Source organism: Sanguibacter keddieii DSM 10542, assembly GCF_000024925.1.
Classification (GTDB): Bacteria; Actinomycetota; Actinomycetes; order Actinomycetales; family Cellulomonadaceae; genus Sanguibacter; species Sanguibacter keddieii.
The window spans coordinates 2544019-2570263 of record NC_013521.1 but is presented as its reverse complement, the minus strand read 5'-3'; the positions used below and the strand labels follow the sequence as shown (position 1 = coordinate 2570263).

The following is a 26245-nucleotide window of genomic DNA, read 5'->3' as shown; positions in this document are numbered from 1 at the left end:
GTGTGCTGATCGTTGCAGTGGTGGGCCCCACGGCCACCGGGAAGTCCGACCTCGCGCTCGACCTGGCCGAGGCCCTCGCCGCCTCCGGTGGGGAGGTCTCCCCACCGGAGATCGTCAACGCCGACGCGTACCAGCTCTACCGCGGCATGGACATCGGCACCGCTAAGGTGCCGGTCGCAGACCGTCGCGGTGTGGTGCACCACCAGCTCGACGTCCTCGACGTCCAGGACGACGCCTCGGTCGCCGCCTACCAGGCGCAGGCCCGCGCAGACCTCGCCGCGATCACCGGCCGCGGCGCGCGGCCCCTCGTGGTCGGCGGCTCGGGGCTGTACCTCCGTGCGCTCCTCGACGACATGACGTTCCCCGGGACCGACCCGCAGGTCCGCGCCGCCCTCGAGGCGCGCGCCGAGGCCGAGGGGACCCGACGCCTCTACGAGGAGCTCGCCGCCCGGGACCCGGCTGCCGCCGCGGCCGTCGAGCCGCGGAACACCCGACGCATCGTCCGGGCGCTCGAGGTCATCGAGCTGACCGGTGCGCCCTTCTCGGCGAACCTGCCACGCCAGGAGTACGTGCGACCGGCCGTCCAGATCGGCCTCGACGTCGACCGGGCCCTGCTCGACGAGCGCGCGCAGGCCCGCGTCGACGCCATGTGGGAGCGAGGGCTCGTCGACGAGGTCGTCGCGCTCGCGGAGCGCGGCCTGGGGACGACCGCGTCCCGCGCCGTCGGGTACGCCGAGGTCCTCCGGCACCTCGCGGGCGAGACCACGCTCGAGCAGGCACGCACCGACATCGTCGCGAACACCCGGCGCCTCGCGCGCAAGCAGATGGGATGGTTCGGGCGCGACCCCCGGGTGCACTGGCTGCGGACCGAGTCGCCCACCCTCCTCGCCGACGCCCTGGCGATCGTCGAGGCGGCCGACCGCGGTACGCCACCGCCGTCTGCCGACGGACCCGTGAGCCGTAGTCTGGGGTCATGACCTCAGGAACCGTCCCCACGACACCGCTGCCCTTCGCCAAGGGGCACGGCACCGAGAACGACTTCGTGCTCCTCGACGACCGTGAGGCACGGCTCGACCTCACCCCCGAGCTCGTCCGGGCGCTCGCGGACCGTCGCGCCGGCGTCGGCGGCGACGGCGTGATCCGCGTGGTCCCGTCGTCCGCCCTCGCCGAGGGGCGCGCCGTGCTCGCGCACGAGCCCGCGGCGCACTGGTTCATGGACTACCGCAACGCCGACGGCTCCGTCGCCCAGATGTGCGGCAACGGTGTCCGCGTCTTCGCCGCCTACCTCGAAGAGCTCGGGCTCGCGACCTTCGCCGACGGCCGCGAGCTCGTGCTAGGCACCCGCGCCGGAGCGCGGCGCGTCCGCAAGGAGGACAGCGGCTGGTACGCGGTCGACATGGGGGTCTGGTCCTTCCCCGGAGGTGACGCGGCTGTCCGCGACGGCTTCGACGCCGAGGTGACCGTGAGCGGGCTCGAGCCGGCCGGCACGCAGGTCCCACGCCCCGCGCTCAGCGTCGACCTCGGCAACCCGCACACCGTCGTGGCCCTCGCGAGCCTCGACGACCTCGACCGCGCCGACCTCCACACCGCTCCCGACGTGCTCCCGCTGCCCGCCGAGGGCACCAACGTCGAGCTCGTGGTGCCGCTCGGCGAGGAGACCAGCGTCGACGGCACGGTCGTGGGTCGTGTCCGCATGCGCGTCCACGAGCGGGGGGTGGGGGAGACCCGCTCCTGCGGCACCGGCGCGTGCGCGGCAGCGCTCGCGGTCCGTGCCTGGGCCGGGGCCGGCGCACCGGACGTGTGGCTCGTCGACGTGCCCGGCGGCACCGTCCGGGTCACGCTGCTCGAGGACGGCCACGTCGAGCTCGCCGGTCCCGCCGTCCTCGTCGCGGACGGAGCCGTCCGCCGGGACTGAGCGGCCGACCAGGAGCGACGGGTCAGCCGGCGACGACCTCGAGCACGCGGAAGCCCTTGGCCGACGCCATCTTGGTCGTGACGGCCTCGAAGGGCGTGCCCTCGGGGGTCCGGACCTCGGCCGTCGTGCCGTCGTAGCGGTCGTTCATCCAACCCGTGAGGGAGTCCGCGCCGAGGTTGCGCTGCACCACGAGGTACGCGCTCGCGCCCGGCTCCAGGCGCGGCAGCCACCGGTCGAGCATCGAGTGCAGCACGTCCTTGCCGACGCGGATGGGCGGGTTCGACCACAGCTGGGCGAACCGCACGTCGGCGGGGACGTCGTCCGGGGTGCACGCGGTGACGTTCTCGAGCCCGAGACGAGCGGCGTTGCGCCGGACGAGGTCGAGGGCACGCTCGTTGACGTCCACGGCCCACACCCGCGCCTGCGGGTTCTGCATCGCCATCGTCAGGGATACGGGACCCCACCCCGCGCCGAGGTCCAGCACGTCGCCGCTCGGCGGGTCCTGCACGGTGCGCAGCAGCACCTGGGTCCCGAGGTCGACCCGTCCGGGGGAGAAGATGCCGCCTGCGGTCTCGACCTCGACCTCGCGGCCGTCGAGCACGACGGTGAGCGGGCGCCGCTCGGCGGACGAGGCGGGCTCGGCGGTGAAGTAGTGGTCTGGGGTCTCGTCGCTCACAACGCGCCATCGTAGGCCAGTGCCGGCTGGCGCGTGAGCCGGTCGGCCGTGCGCGACGTCGCCCCGTCTTCGGCTGTGCGCAAAAAACCTTCGGCGCGGCGGTCCCCCGTGGGAAACTAGGGGGAGCTGGTCACCACCAGCGACACCACCATCCCTGAAGGACGTGCATGACGAACAGCCACGAACCGCGACCCGAACCTGCACAGGGCCCGTCGCCGACGACGGTCCAGCGAGCGAGTGACGCGGCACCGTCGGCACGAGACATCGCAGGCGACGTCGTCGCCCGCGTCCTCGCCCGCGCCGGGACGGCACGTGCGGAGGGCAGCACCCAGCACTCCAGCCACGACGGCGACCAGCTCGACCTCGCGGAGCGCTCGGCGCTGCGCCGCGTCGCGAACCTCTCGACCGAGCTCGAGGACGTCACCGAGGTCGAGTACCGCCAGCTGCGCCTCGAGAGGGTCGTGCTCGTCGGCCTCTGGGCCCGCGACGCGACCGACGCGGAGGTCTCGCTCCGCGAGCTGGCCGCGCTCGCCGAGACCGCCGGGTCGCAGGTCCTCGACGGCCTGCTCCAGCGCCGCCAGACCCCCGACCCCGGTACCTACCTCGGGTCGGGCAAGGCCGCCGAGCTCGCCGCGGTCGTCGCCTCGACCGGGGCCGACACGGTCATCGTCGACGGCGACCTCGCGCCGTCCCAGCGCCGTGCGCTCGAGGACATCATCAAGGTGAAGGTCGTCGACCGCACCGCGCTGATCCTCGACATCTTCGCCCAGCACGCCAAGTCCCGTGAGGGCAAGGCGCAGGTCGAGCTCGCCCAGCTCGAGTACCTGCTCCCGCGCCTGCGAGGCTGGGGCGAGTCGATGTCCCGCCAGGCCGGTGGTCAGGTCGGTGGCGCCGGCGCGGGCATGGGGTCGCGCGGACCCGGTGAGACCAAGATCGAGCTCGACCGTCGACGCATCCGCAACCGGATGGCCAAGCTCCGCCGGGAGATCGCGGCCATGGCCCCGTCTCGTGAGACCAAGCGGTCCTCCCGCAAGCGCAACGCGATCCCGTCGGTCGCGATCGCCGGGTACACCAACGCCGGCAAGTCGAGCCTGCTCAACGCGCTCACCGGCGCGGGCGTGCTGGTCGAGAACGCGCTCTTCGCGACCCTCGACCCGACGGTCCGCCGGACCAAGACCCCGGACGGACGTGTCTACACGCTCGCCGACACCGTCGGGTTCGTCCGGTCGCTGCCGCACCAGCTGGTCGAGGCCTTCCGGTCGACCCTCGAGGAGGTCGCCGACTCCGACCTCCTGCTGCACGTCGTCGACGCGTCGCACCCCGACCCCGAGGGGCAGATCGCAGCGGTGCGCCACGTCCTCGAGGGCATCCCCGGGGCGCTCGACGTCCCCGAGGTGATCGTGCTCAACAAGGCCGACCTGGCCGACCCGGACACGATCGCGCGGCTGCGCAGCCGTGAGCGCACGACCCTCGTGGTCTCCGCGCACACCGGCGAGGGGATCACCGAGCTGCTCGACCTCATCTCGGGCGCGCTCCCGCACCCGGGCGTCACGGTCGACCTCATCGTCCCGTACAGCAGGGGAGACCTCGTCAACCGGGTGCACCTCGAGGGTGAGATCGACCACCTCGAGCACGTGGGCGAGGGCACCCTGCTCCGCGGTCGCGTGGACGACGAGCTCGCTGCCGAGCTCGCGGCCGTCGCCGTCCGCGGCTGACGCACCCGACGGTCCGGCACCGGTCTCTCCGAGGCCGGTGCCGGACCGTAGACTCCTCGGGTGAAGGACACCTCGAGCGCCGTGACCGCAGGATCCGTCGACGAGGTGCACACGCTGCTGGACCTCGCGGTCGGTGCGCTCGGCGGAGGACGCCGAGACGGGCAGCACGACATGGCCGAGGCCGTGTCGACCGCCATGACCTCCGGGGAGCACCTCCTCGTGCAGGCCGGGACGGGCACGGGGAAGTCCCTCGGCTACCTCGTGCCGGCCGTCCACCACGCCGTCAACGCGGGGGAGCGCGTGATCGTCTCGACCGCGACCCTCGCCCTGCAGCGTCAGATCATGTCGCGTGACCTACCGCTGGTCGCCGCGGCGCTCGCGGACCGCCTGCCGCGCCGGCCGACGCTCGCGCTCCTCAAGGGCTGGCACAACTACGCCTGCCTGCACAAGATCGACGGGGGCTACCCGGCCGACGACGCCGGGACGCTCTTCGACATGCCCCGCTCCGAGGGGCCGACCGAGCCGCTGACCGGCGGTGACGACGTCCCGGCAGCCGAGGCGGCGAGCCTCGGGCAGCAGGTCGTGCGGCTGCGCGAGTGGGCCAGGGCGACCGACACGGGCGACCGTGACGACCTCGTCCCCGGTGTCCCGGACCGCGCCTGGCGGCAGGTCTCGGTGACGTCCCTCGAGTGCCTCGGCCAGCGCTGCCCCCTCATCGAGGAGTGCTTCCCCGAGCGTGCGCGCGCCCTCGCGCGGGAGGCCGACGTCGTGGTGACCAACCACGCGATGCTGGGCATCGCGGCGACGGGGTCCCCCAACGTGCTCCCCGAGCACTCCGTCGTGGTCGCCGACGAGGCCCACGAGCTGGCCGACCGCGTCACGGCAGCGGCGACGGTCGAGCTCTCGGTCGCGTCGATCGAGCACGCGGCGCGCCAGGCCCGACGCCACGGTGGCGTGCTGACCACCGACCTCGACGCCGCGACCGCCGACTTCGGCTCCCTGGTCGCCGGTCTGCCCGCGGAGCGCTTCCCCGAGGGGCTGCCGGAGGGCGCCCGCCTCGCGGTCGCGGGGGTCCGTGACGCGGCCCGCGGCGTCCTCAGCGAGCTCAAGCCCGAGCCGAAGGCCGGCGGGGGCGAGGGAGGCGCGGACTCCGGCCTGAAGATGGCGCAGTCGAGCATGCTGCAGATCTTCGAGATCGCCGAGCGCATGACGGGCGAGGCGACAGGGTTCGACGTCCTCTGGTGCTCGCGAGGCGCGGAAGGAGGGTTCGGCGCCGGCATGTCCAAGCTCCACGCCGCGCCCCTCGGCGTCTCCGGTCTGCTGCGGACCAACCTGTGGAGCGAGAAGGTCGGCGTCCTCACCTCCGCGACGCTCGCGCTCGGGGACTCCTTCGACCCGGTCGCGCGCTCCGTGGGGCTCGAGCGGGCGGCGACGGAGGCCGACGGCACCGAGGCGGCAGGACCGGCGCCGCGGTGGCGCGGGCTCGACGTCGGCAGCCCCTTCGACTACCCGCGCCAGGGCATCCTCTACGTGGCCAAGAACCTCCCGACACCGGGGCAGCAGTCCACGACCGACGACCAGGTCGACGAGATGGCGGCGCTCATCACGGCGGCGGGCGGGCGCACGCTCGGGCTCTTCTCGTCCCGCCGCGCGGCCGAGCGCGCCGCAGAGCTGCTGCGCGAGCGGCTCGACGTGCCGATCCTGTGCCAGGGGGACGACCAGCTGCCGACGCTCGTCAAGCAGTTCGCCGCCGACGAGGCCACCTGCCTGTTCGGGACGCTCTCCCTCTGGCAGGGCGTGGACGTCCCCGGGCCGGCGTGCCGCCTGGTGATGATCGACCGGATCCCCTTCCCCCGACCCGACGACCCGGTCAAGGCGGCGCGTGCCCGCTACGTGGAGAGCCACGGCGGGAACGGCTTCATGCAGGTCGCCGCGACGCACGCGGCCCTCCTGCTCGCGCAGGGGGCTGGCCGCCTGGTCCGCACCGTCGAGGACAAGGGCGTCGTCGCGATCCTCGACCCGCGTCTGGTCACCGCCCGGTACGGGTCGTTCCTGGTCAGGTCGCTGCCGGACTTCTGGCGCACCACAGACCGCCAGGTCGCCACTTCTGCGCTAGAGCGCCTCTCGGCCCTAGGCTGAGGCCAGCGCAGCACCGGAACCAGCGCGCACGACCGAGACCAGCGCCCGACTCCATGGAGGACCGATGAGCCAGCCCGAGACCACGCGAGCACCCGACGAGACGCCACGGGCCCGCAAGACCACGAAGGTCGCCGTCGTCGGTGCCGGGGCGGTCGGCTCGACCATGGCCTACGCCGCGCTGATGCGCGGCTCGGCGCGTCACGTCGCGCTCTACGACATCAACCGGGCGAAGGTCGAGGCCGAGGCGCTCGACCTCTCGCACGGGATCCAGTTCATGCCGATGGCCGAGGTCGTCGGGTCGGACGACGTGGCGGTCTGCGCCGACGCCGACATCATCATGGTCACCGCCGGTGCCAAGCAGAAGCCTGGGCAGACCCGCCTGGACCTCGCCGAGGCGACCATCAGCCTCGTCTCGAAGATCCTCCCGGAGCTCCTCGCGGTCGCACCCGACGCGACCTACGTCATGGTGACCAACCCCGTCGACATCGTCACCTACGCGGCGCTGAAGATCTCCGGCCTCCCGCCCACGCAGCTGTTCGGCTCGGGGACGGTCCTCGACTCCTCCCGCCTGCGGTTCCTCATCGCCCAGCACTGCGGCGTCGCCGTCCAGAACGTGCACGCCTACATGGCGGGCGAGCACGGCGACAGCGAGATCCCGCTCTGGAGCTCGGCGACGATCGGTGGCGTCCCGCTCCTCGAGTGGGACGCGATCGAGGGCCGCGCCCCGCTGACCGCCGAGGTCCGTGACCAGATCGCCCACGAGGTCATCAACTCGGCCTACCGCATCATCGAGGGCAAGGGCGCGACCAACTACGCGGTCGCTCTCGCAGGATCGCGGATCATCGAGGCGGTCCTCAACGACGAGCACCGCGTCCTGCCCGTCTCGACCCTCCTCGACGACTACTACGGCATCAGCGACATCTGCCTCTCCGTCCCGTCGATCGTCGGTCGTCACGGCGTCACCGACCGGCTGCAGGTCCCGCTCTCCCCGGTCGAGATCCGCGGCCTGCAGCACTCGGCGGCGTCCCTCAAGGAGGTCGCACGACGCTTCGGCGTGTGACGACGCAGCAGTCCCAGGACGAGCAGAGAGCGCCGCACCCCTCGTGGGGTGCGGCGCTCTTCCTGTGCCGGGCTGCGTCGCCGGGCTGCGTGCGAGGACCGGGGTCAGAGGCTGCGGAGCACAGTGACGATCCGGCCGAGGATGGTCGCCTCGTCACCGAGGATGGGCGAGAACGCGTCGTTGTGGGGCATGAGCCAGACGTGCCCGTCGACGCGCTTGAAGGTCTTCACGGTCGCCTCGCCGTCGATCATCGCTGCGACGATCTCACCGTTCTCGGCCACGGGCTGACGGCGCACGACCACCCAGTCGCCGTCGCAGATCGCCGCGTCGACCATCGACTCACCGGTCACCCGGAGGAGGAACAGCTCGCCGTCGCCGACGAGCTGGCGGGGCAGCGGGAACACGTCCTCGACGACCTGCTCCGCGAGGATCGGTCCACCGGCGGCGATGCGGCCCACGACGGGGACGAACGACGGGGTCGGGTGGCTGTCCAGGTCGACGTCCGCCGTCTGCTGGGTGGAGACCGAGCGCAGGGCGCGGCCGGCGGGACGTGACGTCAGCTCGCCGGTCGGCGCTCCCTGCGCCGGGCCCGGCACGACGAGCTCCATGGCTCGCGGTCGGTTGGGGTCGCGGCGGAGGTAGCCCTTGCGCTCGAGGGTCGTCAGCTGGTGCTTGACGCTCGACGGGCTCGTGAGGCCGACAGCCTCGCCGATCTCCCGCATGCTCGGCGCGTAGCCGCGGGTGTCGACGGACTCCCGGATGGTCTCCAGCACCCCGCGCTGACGCGGGGTCAGGCCGTCGGCCGCGCCGATCACGGTGACGGCCTCGGCCGCGGGCGCGCCCCCGGCAGCTCCTGACGGTGTGCTGTCCTGCGTCTTCACGGCTGGCCTCCGGTGCGTGGTCGTGCGGCGTCGTACGTGGTCCGGCGCGTGCACCCGAGCTGCTGACGAGTCGTCCCGGTGCTGACCGGCAGCCGGTCGGCAGCTGTCGGGCGGCTGCCGGTGCTTTCCGGTGCTTGTCGGTGCGTGTCGGTGGCTCGTGGTCGGGTGTCCTTGCTGGTGCTCCCACAGTAGGGGGCCCGGCGTGCGACTTCAAACACCTGTTCGAGCGTGTTGCGCAGATCTCTTGTCATCCGCAGCCGATGTTCGTACAGTTGTACGACGTACACATGTTCGAACGACCGACACGACCGGCGGCTCCTGGCCCGGTCGGCGGTCAGGAGAGGGGTAGACATGGCTGATTCCGCACTGGTGCTGACACCCGGGCGCGAGCTCCGCCTCGTCCGCGACGGAGAGGTCCCTGCGTCCGGGCGCGCCTCGTCCGTGAGTGCCTCGGCGGCGGCCGGTCTGCCGCGCGGCGCCTCGGCTCCTGCCGGCGGCTCCCTGCGCGACCTGCGTCTGACGCGCCGCGGCTGGTGGGTGCTCTCCCTCGTCGCGGTCCTGCTGGTGGTGGCGGGCATGGTCGTCGGTGACCGTGCGTTCGCCAGCGCTCCGGCGGAGGCGGTCAGCGTGACCGAGCACTACGTGGCGCAGGGCGAGACGCTCTGGAAGATCGCCCGCACCGTCGCGCTCCCTGGCGAGGACACCCGGGACGTGGTGGAGATGCTGGTCGAGCTCAACGGCCGGTCGAGCGCCTCGCTGCAGGTCGGCGAGCAGCTGTTGCTCCCGGTGCGATGAGTGCAGGCGCCTCGGCGCGCTGACGCCACGACGGGCAGGTGGCATCGAGTGCCGAGCGGGGCAAGGACGCCCTGCGTCTCACGATCTGGGATTCTCGCCGCACACGGTTGCCGTGACGATTAGGTGTACCTAAGTTAGGACTACCTCATCAACCGGCTGGGGGCCGGGTTGAGAGGCGGAGTCATCGGGTGGTCATCGCCCGGTCCTCCGACAGCACGTCTGCGACGAGGTGAGGCGAGTCATCTCGGCGTTGTGGGGACGGGGGCGTCCCGGACGGAGGCGGTCGACAACGACCGCCTCCGTCTCTGTCTGCCTGAAGCGTCTGTCAGCCCAGAGCGTCTGCCTGCCCAGAGTCTCGAGGGGCGAGCCGGTCCCGGCTGCGGGTCGGCCGCCTGGCGCACGTCACCGTGCGCGGAGACCTCTCCTCGGAGAGCGTGCCGCGCGTGTGCGCAGGTCATGACGAGCCGCGTACCCTTGCGGGAGCTGCGAGAGCAGACTAGACCACGTCTTGATGGAGGCACCTGTGCACTGCCCGTTCTGCCGCCACGCCGACTCGCGCGTGGTCGACTCGCGCACCTCGGACGACGGCGCGTCGATCCGACGGCGTCGGCAGTGCCCCGCCTGCACCCGTCGGTTCACCACCCTCGAGACCGCGAGCCTCTCGGTCGTCAAGCGCTCGGGCGTCACCGAGCCCTTCAGCCGCGAGAAGGTCGTCAACGGGGTGCGCAAGGCCTGCCAGGGTCGACCCGTCACCGAGGACGACCTCGCCCTCCTGGCCCAGCGCGTCGAGGAGAGCGTGCGGGCGACCGGCATCGCCGAGCTCGACGCCTACGAGATCGGCCTGACGATCCTCGGCCCGCTCCGCGAGCTCGACGAGGTCGCGTACCTGCGGTTCGCCTCGGTCTACCAGGCCTTCGACTCTCTCGAGGACTTCGAGGCAGCCATCAACCTGCTGCGCGCCGAGCACGAGCAGGCAGCCGCCGACGAGAGCTCAGTCGACCGGTCGACCGACTGATCCGCCCTCCGGGTCGACGGCGACCGGACGACGACCGTTCGCAGGCCCGTGCGCCGTGTCCTCGCCCGAGCCGCAGGGTCAGAGCGCGCTCGACCGTGATGCCCAGAGGTTGAGGTCGCCGTCGACCGCAGCCTCGTCGATCGAGGCGAGCTCGTCGGCGGTGAAGCCGGGGGCGTCCAGTGCCGCGAGGTTCTCGTCGAGCTGCTGTGTCGTCCGTGCCCCGACGAGGACTGCGCTGACGCGGTCGTCGCGCAGGCACCAGGCGAGAGCCATCTGGGCGAGCGTCTGTCCCCGCTGCTGCGCCACCGTCCGGAGGCGGTCGACCGAAGCGAGGTTCGCCTCCGACAGGTACTCCCGCTGGAAGGACGTCCCACGGGCTGCGCGGGAGCTCTCCGGCACCCCGTCGCGGTACCGGTCGGTGAGCAGGCCCTGCGCGAGCGGCGAGAAGGTCACGAGCCCGGTGCCGGACTCGCCGGCGACGTCCAGCAACGAGCGCCCCGAGGCGTCGGGCTCCTCGATCCACCGGTTGAGGAGGGAGTACGACGGCTGGTGGACCGTGAGGGGCAGGCCCATCGACGCCGCGACCGTCAGCGCCTCCTGCGTCCGGGTCGCGGAGTACGAGGAGATCCCGGCGTAGAGCGCCCGCCCCGAGGACACCGCGGTGGCGAGCGCTCCGATCGTCTCCTCGAGCGGGGTCGTCGGGTCGAAGCGGTGGCTGTAGAAGATGTCGACCTCGTCGACGCCGAGCCGACGCAACGACTGGTCGAGCGACGCCAGGAGGTAGCCGCGCGACCCGCCCTCACCGCGCGGTCCGGGCCACTGCCGGTACCCCGCCTTCGTCGAGATGCTCAGCTCGTGGCGGTGCCGGGCGAGGTCGGTCCGGAGGATCCGGCCGAAGCCCGTCTCAGCGGACCCGGGCGGAGGCCCGTAGTTGTTCGCGAGGTCGAAGTGCACCACCCCGGCGTCCAGGGCGTGCAGCACCAGACCCCGCTGGTCTGCGGCAGGGGTGCCGTCCCCGAAGTTCTGCCACAGGCCGAGGCTGAGGGCGGAGACGCTCAGACCAGAGCGTCCGACGCGTCGGCAGGGGAGAGGAGCGTGACGGTCGTCGGCGGGGGAGCGCATGCCCCCACGGTACCGCTGCGATACTGGGTCCTCCCCCCTGGTCCACCGGGCGCCCGTGAGGGCACGGTGGGAAATAGCCTGGCCTCCTGCGCCGGGCTGCGGGAGGGTAGGTCTGCACCGGCAGACATCGAGACGAGGAGGTCGGAGCACATGACCCAGGACCGAGAAGTGCCTGAGACCGCGGTGAGCGCGGACACCAAGGCCAAGTTCAAGGAAGCGCTCGACCGGAAGAACGCCGCACGGCACCTGACCGCCGAGGGCGACACCAACACCGGGAGCGTCCACGGCTCTGAGCCGATCGGCAAGACGCAGCGGACCTTCCGCCGCAAGTCCGGCTAGGTCGCACCGACCGGCGCGTGTCCACGCCCCGGACGACGTACGACGAGAGGGGCGGTACGCAGGTCGCGTACCGCCCCTCTCGTCGTGCCAGGTGCCGGGCCGGCGTGGCCGGCCCTGCGGTCAGGACCTCGTGTCGGTGAGCACGCGGAGCTTGATGGTCTGGCCCATGGCCTGCAGGGCCTCGACGACGGCCGCCTCGACGGTCGAGCCGGCGTCGGTGACCACGTAGCCGACCTCGCCGCGGGTGGCGAGGAGCTGGCCCTCGATGTTGGTGCCGTGCTCCGCGAGCGTCCGGTTGACCTCGGCGAGGACGCCGGGGGTGTTGCGGTGCAGGTGAGCGACGCGCGCGACGCCCGTCGAGCTCTCGAGGGCGAGGTTCGGCAGGTTCACGCTCAGCGTCGTCGACCCCGAGCGCACGTAGTCGCGGATCTTGTTCGCGACGAACACGCCGATGGCCTCCTGGGCCTCGAGGGTCGAGCCGCCGATGTGCGGGGTGAGGATGACGTTGGGCAGGCCGCGGAGCTCCGACTCGAAGGCGTCCCCGCGCTTCTTGGGCTCCTCGGGGAACACGTCGATCGCCGCACCGGCGAGGTGGTGCGACAGGATGGAGTCGCGGAGCGCGCCGGTGTCGACGACGAAGCCGCGCGAGAGGTTGAGGAAGATCGCCCCCGGCTTCATCTGCGAGAGCTGCTTCGCGCCGAACAGGCCGGCGTTGCCGCTGCGGCCGTCCACGTGGAGCGTGACGATGTCCGCGACCGCGAGCAGCTCGTCGAGCGAGCCGAGCCGCCGCGCGTTGCCCAGCGCCAGCTTCTCGGCGGTGTCGTAGAACACGACCGACATGCCGAGGTTCTCCGCGAGGACCGAGAGCTGGGTGCCGATGTTGCCGTAGCCGACGATGCCCAGGGTGCGGCCGCGGACCTCGTGCGACCCCTCGGCGGACTTGTCCCACACGCCGGCGTGGAGCGCCTTGTCGCGCTCGGTCAGGCGGCGCGTCAGCGAGATGATCTCGGCGAGCGCGATCTCGACCACCGAGCGGGTGTTCGAGAACGGCGCGTTGAACACGGCCACGCCGTGGTTCGCCGCCGACCTGAGGTCGACCTGGTTGGTGCCGATGCAGAAGGCACCGATGGTGAGGAGCTCGGGGCTCGCGGCGATCACCGCGTCGGTCACCTGGGTCTTGGACCGGATCCCGAGGATGTGGACGCCGTCGAGGGCGTCGATGAGCTCGCTCTCGTCCAGCGCGCCGGACCGGGTCTCGACCTCGACGCCGTGGGCGGCGAGGATCTCGACGGTGAGCGGGTGGACGTTTTCGAGGAGGAGGGCCTTCAGCACGGAGCCATCGTCCTCCCACGGGCCCGTGCGACCAAAACGGTCTTGGCACGTGGACGGTGCCGTGCCGACGGCCAGACCGTCTCAGCGGGCGTCGCGGTCGCCGTCCAGCACGCCTGCGGGCAGGTCTCGGGAGTGCGTCACGTGGAGGTAGCGCGTCGGGCGCGTCATCGCGACGTACAGGTCGGAGGCGCCACCGGGCCCCTCGAGGACGGCAGCCGGCTCCTCGAGCACCACGGCGTCGAACTCGAGGCCCTTGACCTGGGAGGGCGAGGCCACGAGCACGGCGTCGGGGGAGTCCGTCGCGCCACGTTCGGCCTGCACGCGCGCGGCGACGTCGGCGACGTCCTCGGCGCGCACCACCACGGCGACCTGGCCGGCCCCGTCGGACCGGACCTCGCGCAGCAGCTCGAGCGCGAGCCCCACCGTGCGGTCGCGGAGGTCTTCGGGGCTCACGGCGTGGACCGTCAGGGCCGCAGGGACCTCGCGTGCGGACGTGAGGGTCGAGACCGGCAGGCCCGCCGCGACCGCCATGCGCTGGGCGGCCGACGCGATCGCCTCGGGGGTCCGGTAGTTGACCGTGAGCTCGGAGAGCCGCCAGGAGTCGCGCAGCAGCGGGGTGAGCATCGCCCCCCAGGACCGTGCACCGGCCGCGGAGGAGGTCTGCGCCACGTCGCCGACGATGGTCATGGAGCGGGTCGGGCAGCGTCGCACCAGCATCCGCCACGCCATCGCCGAGAGCTCCTGCGCCTCGTCGACCACGAGGTGCGCGAAAGTCCAGCTGCGGTCCTTCTCGGCGCGCTCGGCCGTCGTGAGATAGGGGCCGGAGGTCGCGAAGCGGTCTGCGAGGGCCTCGGCGCTCACCATCCCGCCACCGGCTCCCTCGAGGACCTGGCGCGCGTACTCGAGCCGCTCCTCCCGCTGCTCGGCGTCCTGTCGTGCCTGGGCGCGGGCGACCTGGTCGTCCTCTCCCAGGAGCTCGGCGGCCTCGTCGAGCAGCGGGACGTCGGCCTCGGTCCACGGGGCGCCAGGCGCCCGGAGGAGCGCGGCACGCTCCGCCTCGGAGAGCTCCGGGGCGGCCTCGGCGAGCCGGTGCGGCTTGGCCAGCAGGTCCTCGACGAGCTTCTGGGGCGAGAGCGGCATCCAGGCGAGGTTGAGCGCGATGCGGATCTCGCGGGTGCTGCGCAGCTCCTCGAGGATCTCGGCGCGGTCCTCGGACTCGACCGAGTAGCTCAGGTGCTCCACGTACTGCGCCGCGAGCCGGTTGAGCATCTCGCGGACGAAGGTCACCCGAGCGAGGTTGTGGGGCTTGTGCCCGCGGCGAGCCTTGGCGATCGCGTCACGGACGTCGCGCCGTCGCACCACCAGGTCGTTGCCGTCCACGCGCACCCGGACGTCCTGCGCGGGGACCCGCTGCCGCGCGGAGACCGCTCGTCGGACGATCGCGCCGAACACCGAGCGTCCCTTGATCTCCGCCACACGCGGCGACTCGGTCCCGCGGGCCTCGATCCCCGGCAGGATGTCCGCGATCGTCGTGCTGACGACCCCGGTCTCCCCGAGCGAGGGCAGCACCTGGTCGATGTACCGCAGGAACGACTGGCTCGGCCCGACGAGCAGCACGCCGGAGCGCTCGAGGAGCCGGCGGTGGGCGTAGAGGAGGTAGGCGGCACGGTGCAGTGCGACCGCCGTCTTGCCCGTGCCCGGCCCGCCCTGGACCACGAGGGCGCCCTGGAGCTCGGAGCGGATGATCGTGTCCTGCTCGGCCTGGATCGTGGCGACGATGTCCCCCATGCGACCGGTACGGCCGGCGGACAGGGCCGCGAGGAGCGCGCCCTCGCCGGAGAGCGCCAGGCCGGACGTGTTCTCGCCCGACAGGTCGAGGATCTCGTCCTCCATGCCCGTCACCCTGCGGCCGGTCGTCACGAGGTGGCGTCGGCGCAGGACACCGTCCCGCTGCGCGGCGGTCGCCCGGTAGAAGGCCTGCGCCGCAGGCGCACGCCAGTCGGTGAGGATCGAGGAGTGCTGCTCGTCGGTGAGGCCGATGCGACCGATGTAGCGGGTCGTCTCGTCGTCGAAGTCGAGGCGACCGAAGCACAGACGGTCCTCGACGGCGTCCAGCAGCGCGGCACGGTCCTCGTACAGGGTCGCGAACGCGTCGCGCTCGCTCCGGTTCTGCGGCGATCCGGAGGGCCCCGAGCGGCGGACCTCTGCGAGACGGGCGCGCGTGACGCGGCGCAGCTCGTCGAGCCGCGCGTAGAGGACGTCGAGGGTGTCCTGCTCGACCCTGGTCTCTGTGGGCTGCTCGGTCACGCGGGTCCTTCCCGTCGGGTGGTGCTGGGTGCGGCAGGTCGAGTCGTGCGCGTGCGCGCTCGCGGTGAGCAGGGCGACCGACGCGACCGTCCATTATGGCTGATGGAACGGCGGCCCCGCGCCTAGGCGCACCGCCACGCCGCACCACCGGCGGCTCGGCCCCGACCGCGGCCTGCGACTACCATCGGGTGAGATGTCAGGGGGAGGAGAGCCGTGAGCGCGAACGACGAGACGACCGGAGAGGTGCGCCCCGTCCGGGTCCTCATCGTCGACGACGACGACGGCGACGCCCTCCTCGTCGAGGAGCTGTTCGCCGACAGCGCGCTCGACGTCACCCTCGACCGTGCCCGCTCGATCGACGAGGCGCTCGGCAGGCTCGACGTCGACTGCATCCTCCTCGACCTGGGGCTCCCGGACTCCTCCGGCCTCGCCGGCGTCGAGCGCATCCACGCCACCGGGACCGGCGCAGCACTGGTGGTGCTCACCGGGATGACGAGCACCGACCTCGGTGTGGAGGCTGTCGCGGCCGGGGCTCAGGACTACCTCGTCAAGCACGAGGTCGACGCCGACCTGCTCGCCCGCTCGGTGCGCTACGCCGTCCAGCGCCGGCTCTCCGACGAGCAGGCGCGCACCATCTACAAGAGCTCGGTCCGCGCGCAGGAGACCGCACGGCTCGAGCGCGCCCTCCTGCCCACGCCGTCGATCGTCGACCAGCGGCTCTCCGTCCTCGTGGGGTACCTCCCCGGAGGCGACGGCCTCCTCGGTGGGGACTTCTACGACGTCGTCGAGCGCGAGGACGGGTCGCTCGCCTGCGTCATCGGCGACGTCGCGGGGCACGGGCCGGACGAGGCGGCCCTCGGGGCGACGCTCCGCACCGCCTGGCGGACCCTCGTGCTCGCCGACGTCGAGCCCGAGCGCATCCTGCCCCTCCTCGAGAAGGTCATGCTCAACGAGCGCTCCCGCCCGGAGACCTTCACCACGCTCTGCCAGCTGGTCATCTCGGCGGACCGCACCTCGGCCGACCTCTTCCTCGCCGGGCACCACGCGCCGATCCTGGTCTCCGACCAGTCTCGCGCGATCGACCCGACCCACCGTGGCCGGGCGCTCGGCATCCCCGTCGACAGCCCCTGGTCGGCGCAGCGCCTCGAGCTCGACGGCAGCTGGTGGCTCATGCTCTACACCGACGGTCTCCTCGAGGCCACGGTCCGGGAGCCCGTCGAGGACAGCCCGCGGGTCGAGGACGACCCGCGGCGCGACCGTGGCGGGCGCTCGCGGATCGGCATCGACGGACTGCTCGCCGCGGTGAGCGCGGAGTTCCGCGACGGCACCGACGAGCTCGTCGAGCGGATCCTGCGGACGGTGCACGCCGTGCACGGCGGGCGTCTCGTCGACGACGCCGCGGTGCTGATCCTCGGCTGGCCCGGGTGCGACGCCGGCGTGGGGCAGCGGTCTGCGACGCTCGCGGACTCGGAGGACTGGGGCTGATGGCGCGAGGCACCTCTCCCGCAGGGGCGACCCTGCGGCGCCAGCTCGGGCTCACCGTCGTGGGAGCCGGGACCGTGCTGCTGCTCATCGTGGTGTACGCGGTGTACGCACTGCTCCAGGTGGTGCACTACCAGAATCGCGTGACCGACATCTACGTCACCGCCGTCTCGTACTCGGACGGCCTGTCCACGCGGATCGTGGACATCGGCTCGGCGGTGGACGCGTACCTCGACTCGGGTGTCGAGTCCGCGCTCGGGTCGTACCGCGACCCGGACACCACGGCCGCGCGGCAGATCCGTTCTGAGTTCCTCGAGGACTACGGCCCGGGCTCCGAGGTCGTCGCCGCCCTCGACCGGACCCTCGGCCTCGTCTCGACCTGGCGGACGCAGTTCGCGACCCCGGCGGTCGCGCAGGTGTCCGTGGAGGGCCCCGGCACGGTGAGCGAGGCGACGGTGGAGCGCGGCGAGGCCATGCTCCTCGACGCCCGCGACGCGGCGCTCGAGCTCGGCACGGTCATCGAGACCGGCCGCGAGGACGCGTCCGACCGGCTCGCCTCGTGGACACGCAACCTGTTCCTCGCCGTCGTCGTGCTCACCGTCGCAGCCGTCGTGGTCGGGTTCGGCACCTGGCGCACCCTGCGCCGCAGCGTGCTCGAGCCGCTCGCCGACCTCGCGGCCAAGGCGGAGTCGGTGAGCGCGGGCGAGCTCGACCTGCCCGTGCGCACCGACGGCCCGGGGGAGATCGCCTCGCTCGCGCACGCGGTCGACGCGATGCGTGTCGAGCTCGTGGCCCGCATGGCCTCGGAGACACGCTCGCGCGCGGAGATCGCGGAGGCGCACGAGCAGGTCGTCGAGCAGGCCGAAGAGCTGCGCCGGTCCAACCGCGACCTCGAGCAGTTCGCCTACGTCGCCTCGCACGACCTGCAGGAGCCGCTGCGCAAGGTCGCGAGCTTCACGCAGCTCCTGCAGAAGCGCTACGGCGGCGAGCTCGACGAGCGTGCCGACCAGTACATCGAGTTCGCCGTCGACGGCGCCAAGCGGATGCAGCGTCTCATCCAGGACCTGCTGGGCTTCTCGCGGGTCGGCCGGTCGACCGGCGACGACGTCGAGGTCGACCTCGCGGAGGCGTGCGCGACGGCTGTCGCGACCCTCGACGCGGCGGTCGAGGAGTCGGGTGCGACCGTCGAGGTCGGCGAGCTCCCGGTGGTCCTGGGACAGCAGACGCTCCTGGTCCAGCTGTTCCAGAACCTCGTGGGCAACGCGGTCAAGTTCCGGCACCCCGACAGGGCGCCGCACGTGTCCGTCGGCGCCGTTCGCCGCGACCAGGGCTGGGAGCTGTGGTGCTCGGACAACGGGATCGGGATCGACCAGCAGTACGCCGACCGGGTCTTCGTCATCTTCCAGCGCCTGCACGCCAAGGACGCCTACGAGGGCACGGGCATCGGCCTGGCGCTGTGCAAGAAGATCGTCGAGTTCCACGGCGGCGAGATCTGGCTCGACACCGAGGTCGCCGAGGGCACGACGGTCCGCTGGACCCTGCCGGACCCCCGCGAGGTAGGCTCTGCGGGGCCCGAGGCTGACGCCGAGGGAGAGCACGAGGACGCGGGGGCGGTCAGGACCGCGCCCGCCCCACGACAGCACGACGAGGAGAACGCATGACCGTGGCACCCGGTGTGATCGAGGTCCTGCTGGTGGAGGACGACCCGGGCGACGTGCTCATGACGCGCGAGGCCTTCGAGCACAACAAGGTCGCGAACCGCCTGTCGGTCGTCAACGACGGCGTGACGGCGATGGACTTCCTGCGCAAGCGGGGCGAGTACGCGGACGCCGTGACCCCCGACCTCATCCTGCTCGACCTCAACCTCCCGCGGATGGACGGGCGCGAGGTGCTCGCCGAGCTCAAGGAGGACCCGGAGCTCCGGCGCATCCCCGTCGTGGTGCTCACCACCTCCGAGGCGGAGGAGGACGTCGCCCGCAGCTACTCCCTCTACGCCAACGCCTTCGTGACCAAGCCGGTGGACTTCGAGCGGTTCATCGAGGTCGTGCGCCAGATCGACGACTTCTTCGTCACGGTCGTCCGGCTGCCCTCGCGCTGACGGGAAGAAACTCCCGGCCGCGGGTGTTCTGGTCCTCAGACGACGTTCACGACGTCATCGGCGGGGACCCTCCCGCCGGTGCGTCGAGGTGACAGGAGGCCTTCCATGCTCGATCCCCAGGAGCTCTACACGATCGACGACGCCGTCGAGTCCGCCCTCCGGCTCTCGCCGGACGAGGCGGGGACCGGACCGGTCCTGGTCAACGCCCTGCGCGGGTTCGTCGACGCGGGCCACGTCGGGCAGGTCGCCCTCGAGCACATCCTCGACCTCGGCGAGACCACCCGCCTGGTGACCTTCGACGCCGACCAGCTGGTCGACTACCGATCGAAGCGGCCGACGATCGTCTTCGACACCCAGCGCTGGACGGAGTACTCCGGGCCGAGCATCGCGATCGACGTGGCACGAGACCGCGAGGGCACCACCTTCCTCGTGCTCCACGGCAACGAGCCGGACGTCCAGTGGGAGCGGTTCGTCGAGGCGGTCCTCTCCCTCGTCGACAGGTTCCGCGTCTCGCTGACGGTGGGCACCTACGGCATCCCGATGGGCATCCCGCACACCCGGCTGCTCTCGGCCACCCCGCACGCGTCGCGCGACGAGCTGATCCCCGACGCCAGCCCCTGGTTCGGCCGCGTCACGGTCCCGGCGACCGCGGCGAACCTGCTCGAGCTCCGCCTCTCGGAGCGCGGGCACGACACCGTGGGCTACGCCGTGCACGTCCCGCACTACCTCGCGCAGTCCACGTACCCGCCCGCCGCCCTCGTGGCGCTCGACAAGCTCGAGTCCGCGACCGGGCTCGACCTCGACCTCGAAGGACTCGAGGAGTCGGCGACCGAGGCCCGCGCTGAGGTGGTCCGTCAGGTCGCAGAGTCGCCCGAGATCGCCGAGGTGGTCCGTGGGCTCGAGGAGCAGTACGACGCCTTCACGCTCTCGGCCGAGCGCCAGAGCCTGCTCGCCGACACCGCGGAGATCCCCACGGCAGACGAGATCGGCGAGGAGCTCGAGCGCTTCCTGGCGCAGCAGGGCCCGGACGGCCAGTCCTCCTAGGGCTGGGCCGACGCCGGGTCGTGCAGGGGCGCAGCAGTCCCCACGAAGCCGGCGACCTCGGTCGGTCCCGTGATGATGTGCGACGGCACGGCGAGGCTGCGCAGCGCGCGGGCGAGGCTCGCGGTGCCCAGCCCGTCCTGGTCCGGCGGGCCGCCCGGGGCTGATGCCACGAGCACCACGTTGCCGTAGCGGCGAGCCTTGAGCACCGCCGGCTCGGTGACCACCGCGAGGTCGTCGTCGCCGCGCGCGGCCTCGGCGCTCGCCACCAGGTCCAGGGCGGCGCGGATCGTCGCGACCTCCGAGCGCGCGGTCGCCAGCGGCGGACGGTCGGCGCAGTTGACCAGGTAGAGGCCTCCCGGCCGCAGGACGCGCAGCACCTCGAGGACGAACTCCACGGTCAGCAGGTGCCCCGGTGTGGTGTCCCTGGCGAACACGTCCCGGATCACCACGTCGGTGCTCGCGGGCGCCAGGGTCGCCAGCTGCTCGCGGGCGTCCCCGGCGCGCAGCCGCAGGCGTGGTGACCGGGGGAGGTCGAACCACGTGCGGGCCAGCTCGAGGAGACGTGCGTCGATGTCGACGCCGATCTGCCGGGAGCCTGGACGGCGCGCGTCGATGGACCGCGCCATCGCGCACCCGGCGGCGCCGAGGTGGACCACGTCGAGCGGTCCGTCGGCGCGCTCGTCCAGCACAGCGGACATGATCTCCATGTACTCGAAGCCGACGTTGGTCGGGTCGTCGAGGTCGACGAAGGAGCTCGGGACCCCGTTGAGCATCACGGTGATCGACCGGTGGTCGTCACGGTCGAGGACGAGCTCGACGGTCCCCGACGTCGTCTCGACCGGGCCGTCCGGGAGCGCGGGCTGTGTCGGTGGTCCGGAGGAGGATGAGCGACGTGAGGTTCGACGAGCCATCCCACCAGCCTAGGCGAGCGACGGTCTCGTGCCCGTCCTCCGGACAGGCGGGCCAGGCACGTCGCGCACGGCAGGCAGACAGCAGCTCTTGACATCGCTCGAACAGGTGTTCGACACTTGTGCGAGGAGGTTCGACATGGTCAGCACGGCAGCGAGGTCAGCAGCGACAGCTGGGGCGGCTCCTGCGGCGTCGCGCGCGGCGTCGGCCGGGGCGGCGAGCGCACGCACGGCTGGTGCGTCCCGTCTCGTGGGTGCGGCAGGTCGTCGACCGGCGCGGCACGCGCACCCTCAGCCGCTCGCGCCCGCCGCTGGTGCCTCCGTCGTGGCCGCTCGTACCCCCGGGCCTCGTCCGGCCACCGACCACGACGCGTCTGCGGTCCTGCGCGCGCAGGCCGCGGCGGAGCTGCTCGGGCGTGCCGACGCGGAGCTCCTCGCCGCGCAGCTCGCGAGCGACCCGGCCGAGCGCTTCGGGCACGCGCACATGGCGGCGCTCCGGGTCGCCGGAGCGGTGCTCGCCGTGCTCGGTTCCCGTCCTCCGCGCGGTCGGACCCGCAGCGCCTGGGAGCGCCTCGCCGCCGACGCCGAGGGCTTCGCGCCGTGGGCGTCCTTCTTCGCCTCCGGCGCTCGCCTGCGATCGGCCGTCGACGCAGGCCGTTTCGACGCCGTCGACGAGCCGGGTGCGGCGCGGTGGGTGGCGGCTGCTGAGGACTTCCGTGACGAGGTCGGCCTCTGGGTCGAGGACGACACCGCCCCGCTCGGTCGCAGCGTCGCGCTCGCCGCGCGACCGGTGAGCGCGTGAGCAGGGCGCCGAGGTCCCAGAGCGTGCCCCGTGACCTCGGCGACAAGGACTCGGACTGCTCGATCCTGCACGTCGACATGGACGCGTTCTTCGCCTCGGTCGAGGTCGCGCGGCGCCCCGAGCTCCGTGGTCGTCCGGTGATCGTGGCGGGCTCGGACCGGTCCGTCGTCCTCGCGGCCACCTACGAGGCCCGTGCCTTCGGTGTCCACTCGGCGATGCCGGCCTCGACCGCCCGCAGGCTCTGCCCTCAGGCGGTCTACATCCGCCCGGACGGCGCGGCCTACCGGGCCGCGTCGGCTGCCGTGATGGAGATCTTGGGGGAGGTCACCACGCTCGTGGAGCCGGTGAGCGTCGACGAGGCGTTCCTCGACGTCGAGGGTGCGCGCCGGCGGCTGGGGTCCTCGACGGAGATCGCGCGGAAGATCCGTGCCCGCGTGCACCGCGAGCTGGGCCTGACCTGCTCGGTCGGCGTCGCGTCGACCAAGTTCGTCGCCAAGCTGGCCTCGACCCATGCCAAGCCCGACGGCATGATGCTCGTGCCACGCGAGTCGACGGTCCGCTTCCTCCACTCGCTCCCGGTCGGTGCGCTGTGGGGGGTGGGGGAGAAGACCGAGAAGAACCTCGCCTCCTGGGGCATCACGACGGTCGAGCAGCTGTCCCGGACCGACCCGCTGGTGCTGCGCCAGGCTGTCGGCGTCGCGGCGGCGGCCCACCTGTTCGACCTGTCGTGGGGACGTGACCCACGCCCGGTCGAGCCGACCCGCCGCGAGCGGAGCATCGGTGCCGAGACGACCTTCGCCCACGACGTGGTCGACCTCAGCGTCGTCGAGGCGCGGCTGCTCGAGCTGTCCGACAGGTGCGCGGACCGCCTCCGCAGCCAGGGGTTCCTGGCGCGCACGGTGAGCGTCAAGGTGCGCTCGAGCGACTTCCGGACCCTCACCCGGTCGCGCTCGCTCGTCTCCCCGACAGACAGTGTGCGCGAGATCTACGCCGTCGCCCGCGAGCTGGTCTCCTCGGTCGACCTCAAGGGGCTGCCGGTCCGTCTCGTCGGGGTCCGCGGCGAAGGGCTCGAGGCTCGTGAGAGCGCTGCCCTCCAGCTCACCCTCGAGGACGCCGTCGCCGGGTCGACCGACCAGCAGCGCCTCGCCGACACGGCGATCGACCAGGTCCGGCTCCGGTTCGGTCGTGCCGCGATCAAGCAGGCGAGCGCCACCACGACTTCCTCACAGCGCTCGACTACCGCTGTGCCGAATGTCGAACTATCCTGATCACTGACAAGGTCCGATCGATCACAGTGCGGGGGTTGCGATGCCTCTGTCCGAATACGAGCAGCGTGTTCTGGAGCAGATGGAGCGAGAGCTCACGTCTGATGATCCACGCCTTGCGACAAGTATGAAGACGACGTCCCAGCGGTCTTCTGTCCGGTACGTCATCGCGGGAGTCGGCCTGGTCGTCGGTCTCCTCGGTCTCGTGATCGGCGCCGCCCAGTCTCTCCCCGTCGTGGGGGTCATCGGCTTCGTCGTGATGTTCTCCGCGGTGGCCTACGCCTTCGCCCAGCCCTCGAAGCAGAGCGGCCCCGTGGGCGTCGTGTCGGCCGACGGTTCGGTCACGCCAGCGGCCAAGGGGCAGAAGCCCAGGCGCACCGGGAAGTCCGGCAAGGCTCCCTTCATGCAGCGCATGGAAGACCGGTGGGACAAGCGCCGAGACGAGCAGTGACGCGACCGGGCGGGCATCTGGCCTCCCACCTCCGCCAGCCACCGGCGGCACCCTGACGCACGACTCCAGCACGGGCTGGGCGCACACAGCGCCCAGCCCGTGCTTCGTCGTGCCGGCGCGAGGCTGAGCTACTGGGGTGCTCCACCCTGCTCCGCGCGATCTTCCACCCCGCTCCCCGAGGGCACTCCACCCCGCTCCACGTGCCCCTCCACCTCGCTCCACCGAGCCCCTCCACCTCGCTCCACAGCGACCCTCCACCTCTCTCCACCCTGCGCCGGACGGCCTTCCTCGACGCCCGGGGGAGGTGATCCGCGGCTTTTGACGTCGTTCTCGAGGGTCACGAGCCAGGTGGTCCGCCGCCGTGCCCCCTCGGCAGGCCGAGCGACACTCCACCCACTCCACTCTCCTCCACCGCTCTGACCTGTGGCGATGTCCCGTCAAGGGTGAAGTTTTTGTGTTCGCGCTCTCGTGGTGGAGGGAAGTGGAGTACGGTGGAGCCACTTGGAGCAGCAGGGGGAGGTGCCGCAGTGTCAGAGCTGTTCGGTGCATCCCCCAGCCTGCTTCTCGGGACGTACACCCCTCGTCTGGACGACAAGGGACGGTTGCTCCTCCCCGCGAAGTTCCGCGGCCAGCTCGCCCCCGGGCTGGTCATGACTCGTGGTCAGGAACGCTGCCTGTTCCTCTTGCCGATGGACGAGTTCCGCCGCATGTACGAGCAGATCCGACAGGCACCGGTGACCAGCAAGCAGGCGCGTGACTACCTGCGTGTGTTCCTCTCCGGCGCCAGCGACGAGATGCCGGACAAGCAGGGGAGGATCTCGATCCCGTCGACGCTGCGTGAGTACGCAGGGCTCGACCGGGAGGTTGCGGTGATCGGCGCGGGTACCCGTGTCGAGATCTGGGACGCAGCCGCGTGGGAGACGTACCTGGCAGAGCAGGTCGCCGGGTACTCCGACACGGCAGAGGAGATCATCCCCGGTCTGAGGTTCTAGACGCACGACCGCTGGATGAGGTCTCCTCCCGCCCGGTCTGACGCACTTCCCCGGCGTCAGACGGTCGCGGAGGGAGACCTGATCCAGCCGGCCTGCACCAGCGCCACGAGGCCCGCGCACGACCGGCACCCGCTGCCGGGCACCACCACACGAGCACCACGACGGGCAGAGGACGAGGAGGGCACCGCGTGAGCGACCACGACACCGACGGCCCCGCCGTCCACGAGGAGCCCGCAGACGGACCCCGCGAGACCTCCGACCGGCACCTCCCCGTGCTGCTCGACCGCTGCGTCGAGCTGCTCGCGCCGGCCCTGTCGGTGCCCGGCGCCGTCTACGTCGACTGCACCCTCGGGATGGGTGGCCACACCGAGGCGATCCTCGAGCGGCTGCCCGAGGTGCGTGTCATCGGCATCGACCGCGACCCGCAGGCCCTCGAGCTCGCCGGCGCGAGGCTCGAGCGCTTCGGCTCGCGCTTCACCGGCGTGCACGCCGTCTACGACGAGATCGGCGACGTCGTCGCCGAGCAGGGCCTGACCGGCGTGCAGGGGATCCTCATGGACCTCGGCGTCTCGTCGCTCCAGATCGACGAGCGCGAGCGCGGCTTCTCCTACGCCCAGGACGCCCCGCTCGACATGCGCATGGACTCCACGGCCTCGCTCACGGCCGCAGACGTCCTCAACACCTACAGCGAGCGGGACCTCGCCCGCATCCTGCGGGAGTACGGCGAGGAGCGGTTCGCCTCGAAGATCGCACGCTCGATCGTCGCCAAGAGGGAAGCCCGTCCCTGGGAGCGCTCCGCGGACCTGGTCGACCTGGTCCGCGCCTGCATCCCGGCCGCGACCCGCAAGGGCACCGGCAACCCCGCCAAGCGCACCTTCCAGGCGCTCCGCATCGAGGTCAACGGTGAGCTCGAGGTGCTCGAGCGCGCGCTCCCCGCAGCCGTGGAGGCGCTGGCTGTCGGCGGACGCATCGTCGTCGAGTCGTACCACTCCCTCGAGGACAGGCTCACCAAGCGCGAGCTCGGGCGCGGTGCCGTCTCGAGCGCGCCCCACGACCTGCCCGTCGAGCCCGAGACCCACAAGCCCTACCTGTCGCTGCTCACCCGCGGTGCCGAGGAGGCCGACGAGGCCGAGCTCGAGCGCAACCCGCGGTCCGCCTCTGTCCGCCTGCGCGCCGCAGAACGGCTCCGGCCCACACCCACCCACATGCTGACCCGGACGGAGCGCTGACCATGAGCACTGCACAGTCGAGCGCCGCGCGCGCACTCCCGACCCACGAGGCGTTCGTCCCGTCCGCGCCCAGGCCGGCCGAGCGCCTGCGCCTGGTCCAGGCACCGGTCCAGCCCCGCAGCCGCGCGCCCTTCGTGCTGCTCTGCATCGGCCTGCTCGCCGCGGCCCTCCTCGGCACGCTCGTGATGAACACGGTGATGAACAACGAGGCCTACGCCGCCCGCGAGGTGCAGCTGCAGATCGCCAAGGAGGCGGAGCTCGCCGACGTGCTCGGCGAGCAGATCGACGCGCTGTCCTCGCCGCAGGCCCTCGCCGCACGAGCGACCGAGCTCGGCATGGTGCAGAGCCCCGACCCGGGTGTCCTGCGCCTCTCTGACCTCATGATCTTCGGTGGTGCGAGCGGAGCAGCGCAGTGACCCGGCCGACCGGGCCGAGCCGGCCTGCAGGTGACGACGGTCGCGAGGACCGGCCGAGGCCCCGCACAGGAGGCGGCCAGCGCTCCGGTGCGACGCCGCGCCGTGCACCTCGTGCCGAGGACGGACGCCGGCCGAGTGCCGCAGACCGCCCGGAGGCGGCAGGACGGCGCCCGGCGCGAGGCACGGAGCACGGCTCGACCGGTGCACGGTCGTCGGCCTCTCCGCGGACCGGGCGTGCAGCACGCAGCAGCTCGTCGACCAG

General features: G+C 72.3%; 24 protein-coding genes. 18 read left to right on the top strand and 6 right to left on the bottom strand.

Annotated features, from left to right (window positions below):
• Positions 1-2 precede the first annotated feature (2 nt).
• Together miaA and dapF are read left to right on the top strand one after the other, a co-directional pair.
• Positions 3-977 (top strand): tRNA (adenosine(37)-N6)-dimethylallyltransferase MiaA, encoded by a 975-nt coding sequence (gene miaA / locus SKED_RS11335; protein WP_012867294.1) that lies wholly within the window; start codon positions 3-5, stop codon positions 975-977.
• Positions 974-1915 carry a diaminopimelate epimerase gene (gene dapF / locus SKED_RS11330; protein WP_012867293.1) on the top strand — a complete coding sequence of 314 codons (942 nt, stop codon included), beginning with the start codon at positions 974-976 and terminating at the stop codon, positions 1913-1915. The genes miaA and dapF overlap by 4 nt, the downstream gene beginning before the upstream one ends.
• A gap of 22 nt (positions 1916-1937) precedes the next feature.
• Here dapF and SKED_RS11325 read toward each other — a convergent pair whose 3' ends face one another.
• A complete protein-coding gene (locus SKED_RS11325; protein ID WP_012867292.1) occupies positions 1938-2591 on the bottom strand; it encodes a class I SAM-dependent methyltransferase in 654 nt (217 codons plus the stop codon).
• A 167-nt stretch (positions 2592-2758) separates the two neighbouring features.
• On the opposite strand from SKED_RS11325, the gene hflX reads away from it, so the two are divergent.
• From hflX to SKED_RS11310, 3 genes are all read left to right on the top strand, one after another.
• The gene (gene hflX / locus SKED_RS11320; RefSeq protein ID WP_012867291.1) at positions 2759-4306 is read left to right on the top strand and encodes a GTPase HflX; all 1548 of its coding nucleotides are present in this window, start codon (positions 2759-2761) and stop codon (positions 4304-4306) included.
• A gap of 60 nt (positions 4307-4366) precedes the next feature.
• Entirely contained in the window at positions 4367-6445 is a 2079-nt protein-coding gene (locus SKED_RS11315) for an ATP-dependent DNA helicase (RefSeq protein ID WP_012867290.1), read from the top strand.
• A gap of 64 nt (positions 6446-6509) precedes the next feature.
• Positions 6510-7505, top strand: coding sequence for an L-lactate dehydrogenase (locus SKED_RS11310; RefSeq protein WP_012867289.1), 996 nt, complete (start codon positions 6510-6512; stop codon positions 7503-7505).
• A 104-nt stretch (positions 7506-7609) separates the two neighbouring features.
• On the opposite strand, the gene lexA is transcribed toward SKED_RS11310, so the two are convergent.
• Positions 7610-8320, bottom strand: coding sequence for a transcriptional repressor LexA (lexA, locus tag SKED_RS11305; RefSeq protein ID WP_217168041.1), 711 nt, complete (start codon positions 8318-8320; stop codon positions 7610-7612).
• Between the two features lie 417 nt (positions 8321-8737).
• On the opposite strand from lexA, the gene SKED_RS19035 reads away from it, so the two are divergent.
• Positions 8738-9181: a LysM peptidoglycan-binding domain-containing protein gene (locus tag SKED_RS19035; RefSeq protein ID WP_012867287.1), complete on the top strand. Its 444-nt coding sequence runs from the start codon at positions 8738-8740 to the stop codon at positions 9179-9181.
• Positions 9182-9704: 523 nt separating this feature from the next.
• A complete protein-coding gene (nrdR, locus tag SKED_RS11295) occupies positions 9705-10196 on the top strand; it encodes a transcriptional regulator NrdR (RefSeq protein WP_012867286.1) in 492 nt (163 codons plus the stop codon).
• A 78-nt stretch (positions 10197-10274) separates the two neighbouring features.
• Here nrdR and SKED_RS11290 read toward each other — a convergent pair whose 3' ends face one another.
• On the bottom strand, positions 10275-11318 hold the full coding sequence (locus SKED_RS11290) for an aldo/keto reductase (RefSeq protein WP_012867285.1): 1044 nt from the start codon (positions 11316-11318) through the stop codon (positions 10275-10277).
• Between the two features lie 150 nt (positions 11319-11468).
• On the opposite strand from SKED_RS11290, the gene SKED_RS11285 reads away from it, so the two are divergent.
• Positions 11469-11657, top strand: coding sequence for a DUF5302 domain-containing protein (locus SKED_RS11285; protein WP_012867284.1), 189 nt, complete (start codon positions 11469-11471; stop codon positions 11655-11657).
• Between the two features lie 120 nt (positions 11658-11777).
• Here SKED_RS11285 and serA read toward each other — a convergent pair whose 3' ends face one another.
• Together serA and SKED_RS11275 are read right to left on the bottom strand one after the other, a co-directional pair.
• Positions 11778-12989: a phosphoglycerate dehydrogenase gene (serA, locus tag SKED_RS11280; protein ID WP_012867283.1), complete on the bottom strand. Its 1212-nt coding sequence runs from the start codon at positions 12987-12989 to the stop codon at positions 11778-11780.
• An 81-nt stretch (positions 12990-13070) separates the two neighbouring features.
• Entirely contained in the window at positions 13071-15296 is a 2226-nt protein-coding gene (locus SKED_RS11275) for a HelD family protein (RefSeq protein ID WP_012867282.1), read from the bottom strand.
• A 213-nt stretch (positions 15297-15509) separates the two neighbouring features.
• On the opposite strand from SKED_RS11275, the gene SKED_RS11270 reads away from it, so the two are divergent.
• From SKED_RS11270 to SKED_RS11255, 4 genes are all read left to right on the top strand, one after another.
• Positions 15510-16781, top strand: coding sequence for a PP2C family protein-serine/threonine phosphatase (locus SKED_RS11270; protein ID WP_012867281.1), 1272 nt, complete (start codon positions 15510-15512; stop codon positions 16779-16781).
• Entirely contained in the window at positions 16781-18439 is a 1659-nt protein-coding gene (locus SKED_RS11265; protein WP_012867280.1) for a sensor histidine kinase, read from the top strand. Before SKED_RS11270 ends, SKED_RS11265 begins: the two co-directional genes overlap by 1 nt.
• The gene (locus SKED_RS11260; RefSeq protein ID WP_012867279.1) at positions 18436-18876 is read left to right on the top strand and encodes a response regulator; all 441 of its coding nucleotides are present in this window, start codon (positions 18436-18438) and stop codon (positions 18874-18876) included. The genes SKED_RS11265 and SKED_RS11260 overlap by 4 nt, the downstream gene beginning before the upstream one ends.
• Before the next feature lie 105 nt (positions 18877-18981).
• The gene (locus tag SKED_RS11255; RefSeq protein WP_012867278.1) at positions 18982-19920 is read left to right on the top strand and encodes a PAC2 family protein; all 939 of its coding nucleotides are present in this window, start codon (positions 18982-18984) and stop codon (positions 19918-19920) included.
• Here the strand turns inward: SKED_RS11255 and SKED_RS11250 are convergent.
• Positions 19917-20831 (bottom strand): spermidine synthase, encoded by a 915-nt coding sequence (locus tag SKED_RS11250; protein WP_012867277.1) that lies wholly within the window; start codon positions 20829-20831, stop codon positions 19917-19919. The two genes, SKED_RS11255 and SKED_RS11250, sit on opposite strands and share 4 nt — an antisense overlap.
• A gap of 322 nt (positions 20832-21153) precedes the next feature.
• Between SKED_RS11250 and SKED_RS11245 the strand changes: the two genes are divergently transcribed.
• The 6 genes from SKED_RS11245 to ftsL all read left to right on the top strand — a co-directional run bounded on the left by SKED_RS11245 (position 21154) and on the right by ftsL (position 25983).
• On the top strand, positions 21154-21630 hold the full coding sequence (locus SKED_RS11245; protein WP_245534555.1) for an SAV_6107 family HEPN domain-containing protein: 477 nt from the start codon (positions 21154-21156) through the stop codon (positions 21628-21630).
• Entirely contained in the window at positions 21627-22898 is a 1272-nt protein-coding gene (dinB, locus tag SKED_RS11240) for a DNA polymerase IV (protein ID WP_042437998.1), read from the top strand. Before SKED_RS11245 ends, dinB begins: the two co-directional genes overlap by 4 nt.
• Before the next feature lie 40 nt (positions 22899-22938).
• Entirely contained in the window at positions 22939-23346 is a 408-nt protein-coding gene (locus tag SKED_RS11235; protein WP_012867274.1) for a DUF3040 domain-containing protein, read from the top strand.
• Positions 23347-23903: 557 nt separating this feature from the next.
• Positions 23904-24338 carry a division/cell wall cluster transcriptional repressor MraZ gene (gene mraZ, locus SKED_RS11230; protein ID WP_042439108.1) on the top strand — a complete coding sequence of 145 codons (435 nt, stop codon included), beginning with the start codon at positions 23904-23906 and terminating at the stop codon, positions 24336-24338.
• A 188-nt stretch (positions 24339-24526) separates the two neighbouring features.
• Positions 24527-25567, top strand: coding sequence for a 16S rRNA (cytosine(1402)-N(4))-methyltransferase RsmH (gene rsmH / locus SKED_RS11225; protein WP_012867272.1), 1041 nt, complete (start codon positions 24527-24529; stop codon positions 25565-25567).
• Between the two features lie 2 nt (positions 25568-25569).
• Positions 25570-25983 (top strand): cell division protein FtsL, encoded by a 414-nt coding sequence (ftsL, locus tag SKED_RS11220; protein WP_012867271.1) that lies wholly within the window; start codon positions 25570-25572, stop codon positions 25981-25983.
• The last annotated feature ends 262 nt before the right edge of the window (positions 25984-26245 follow it).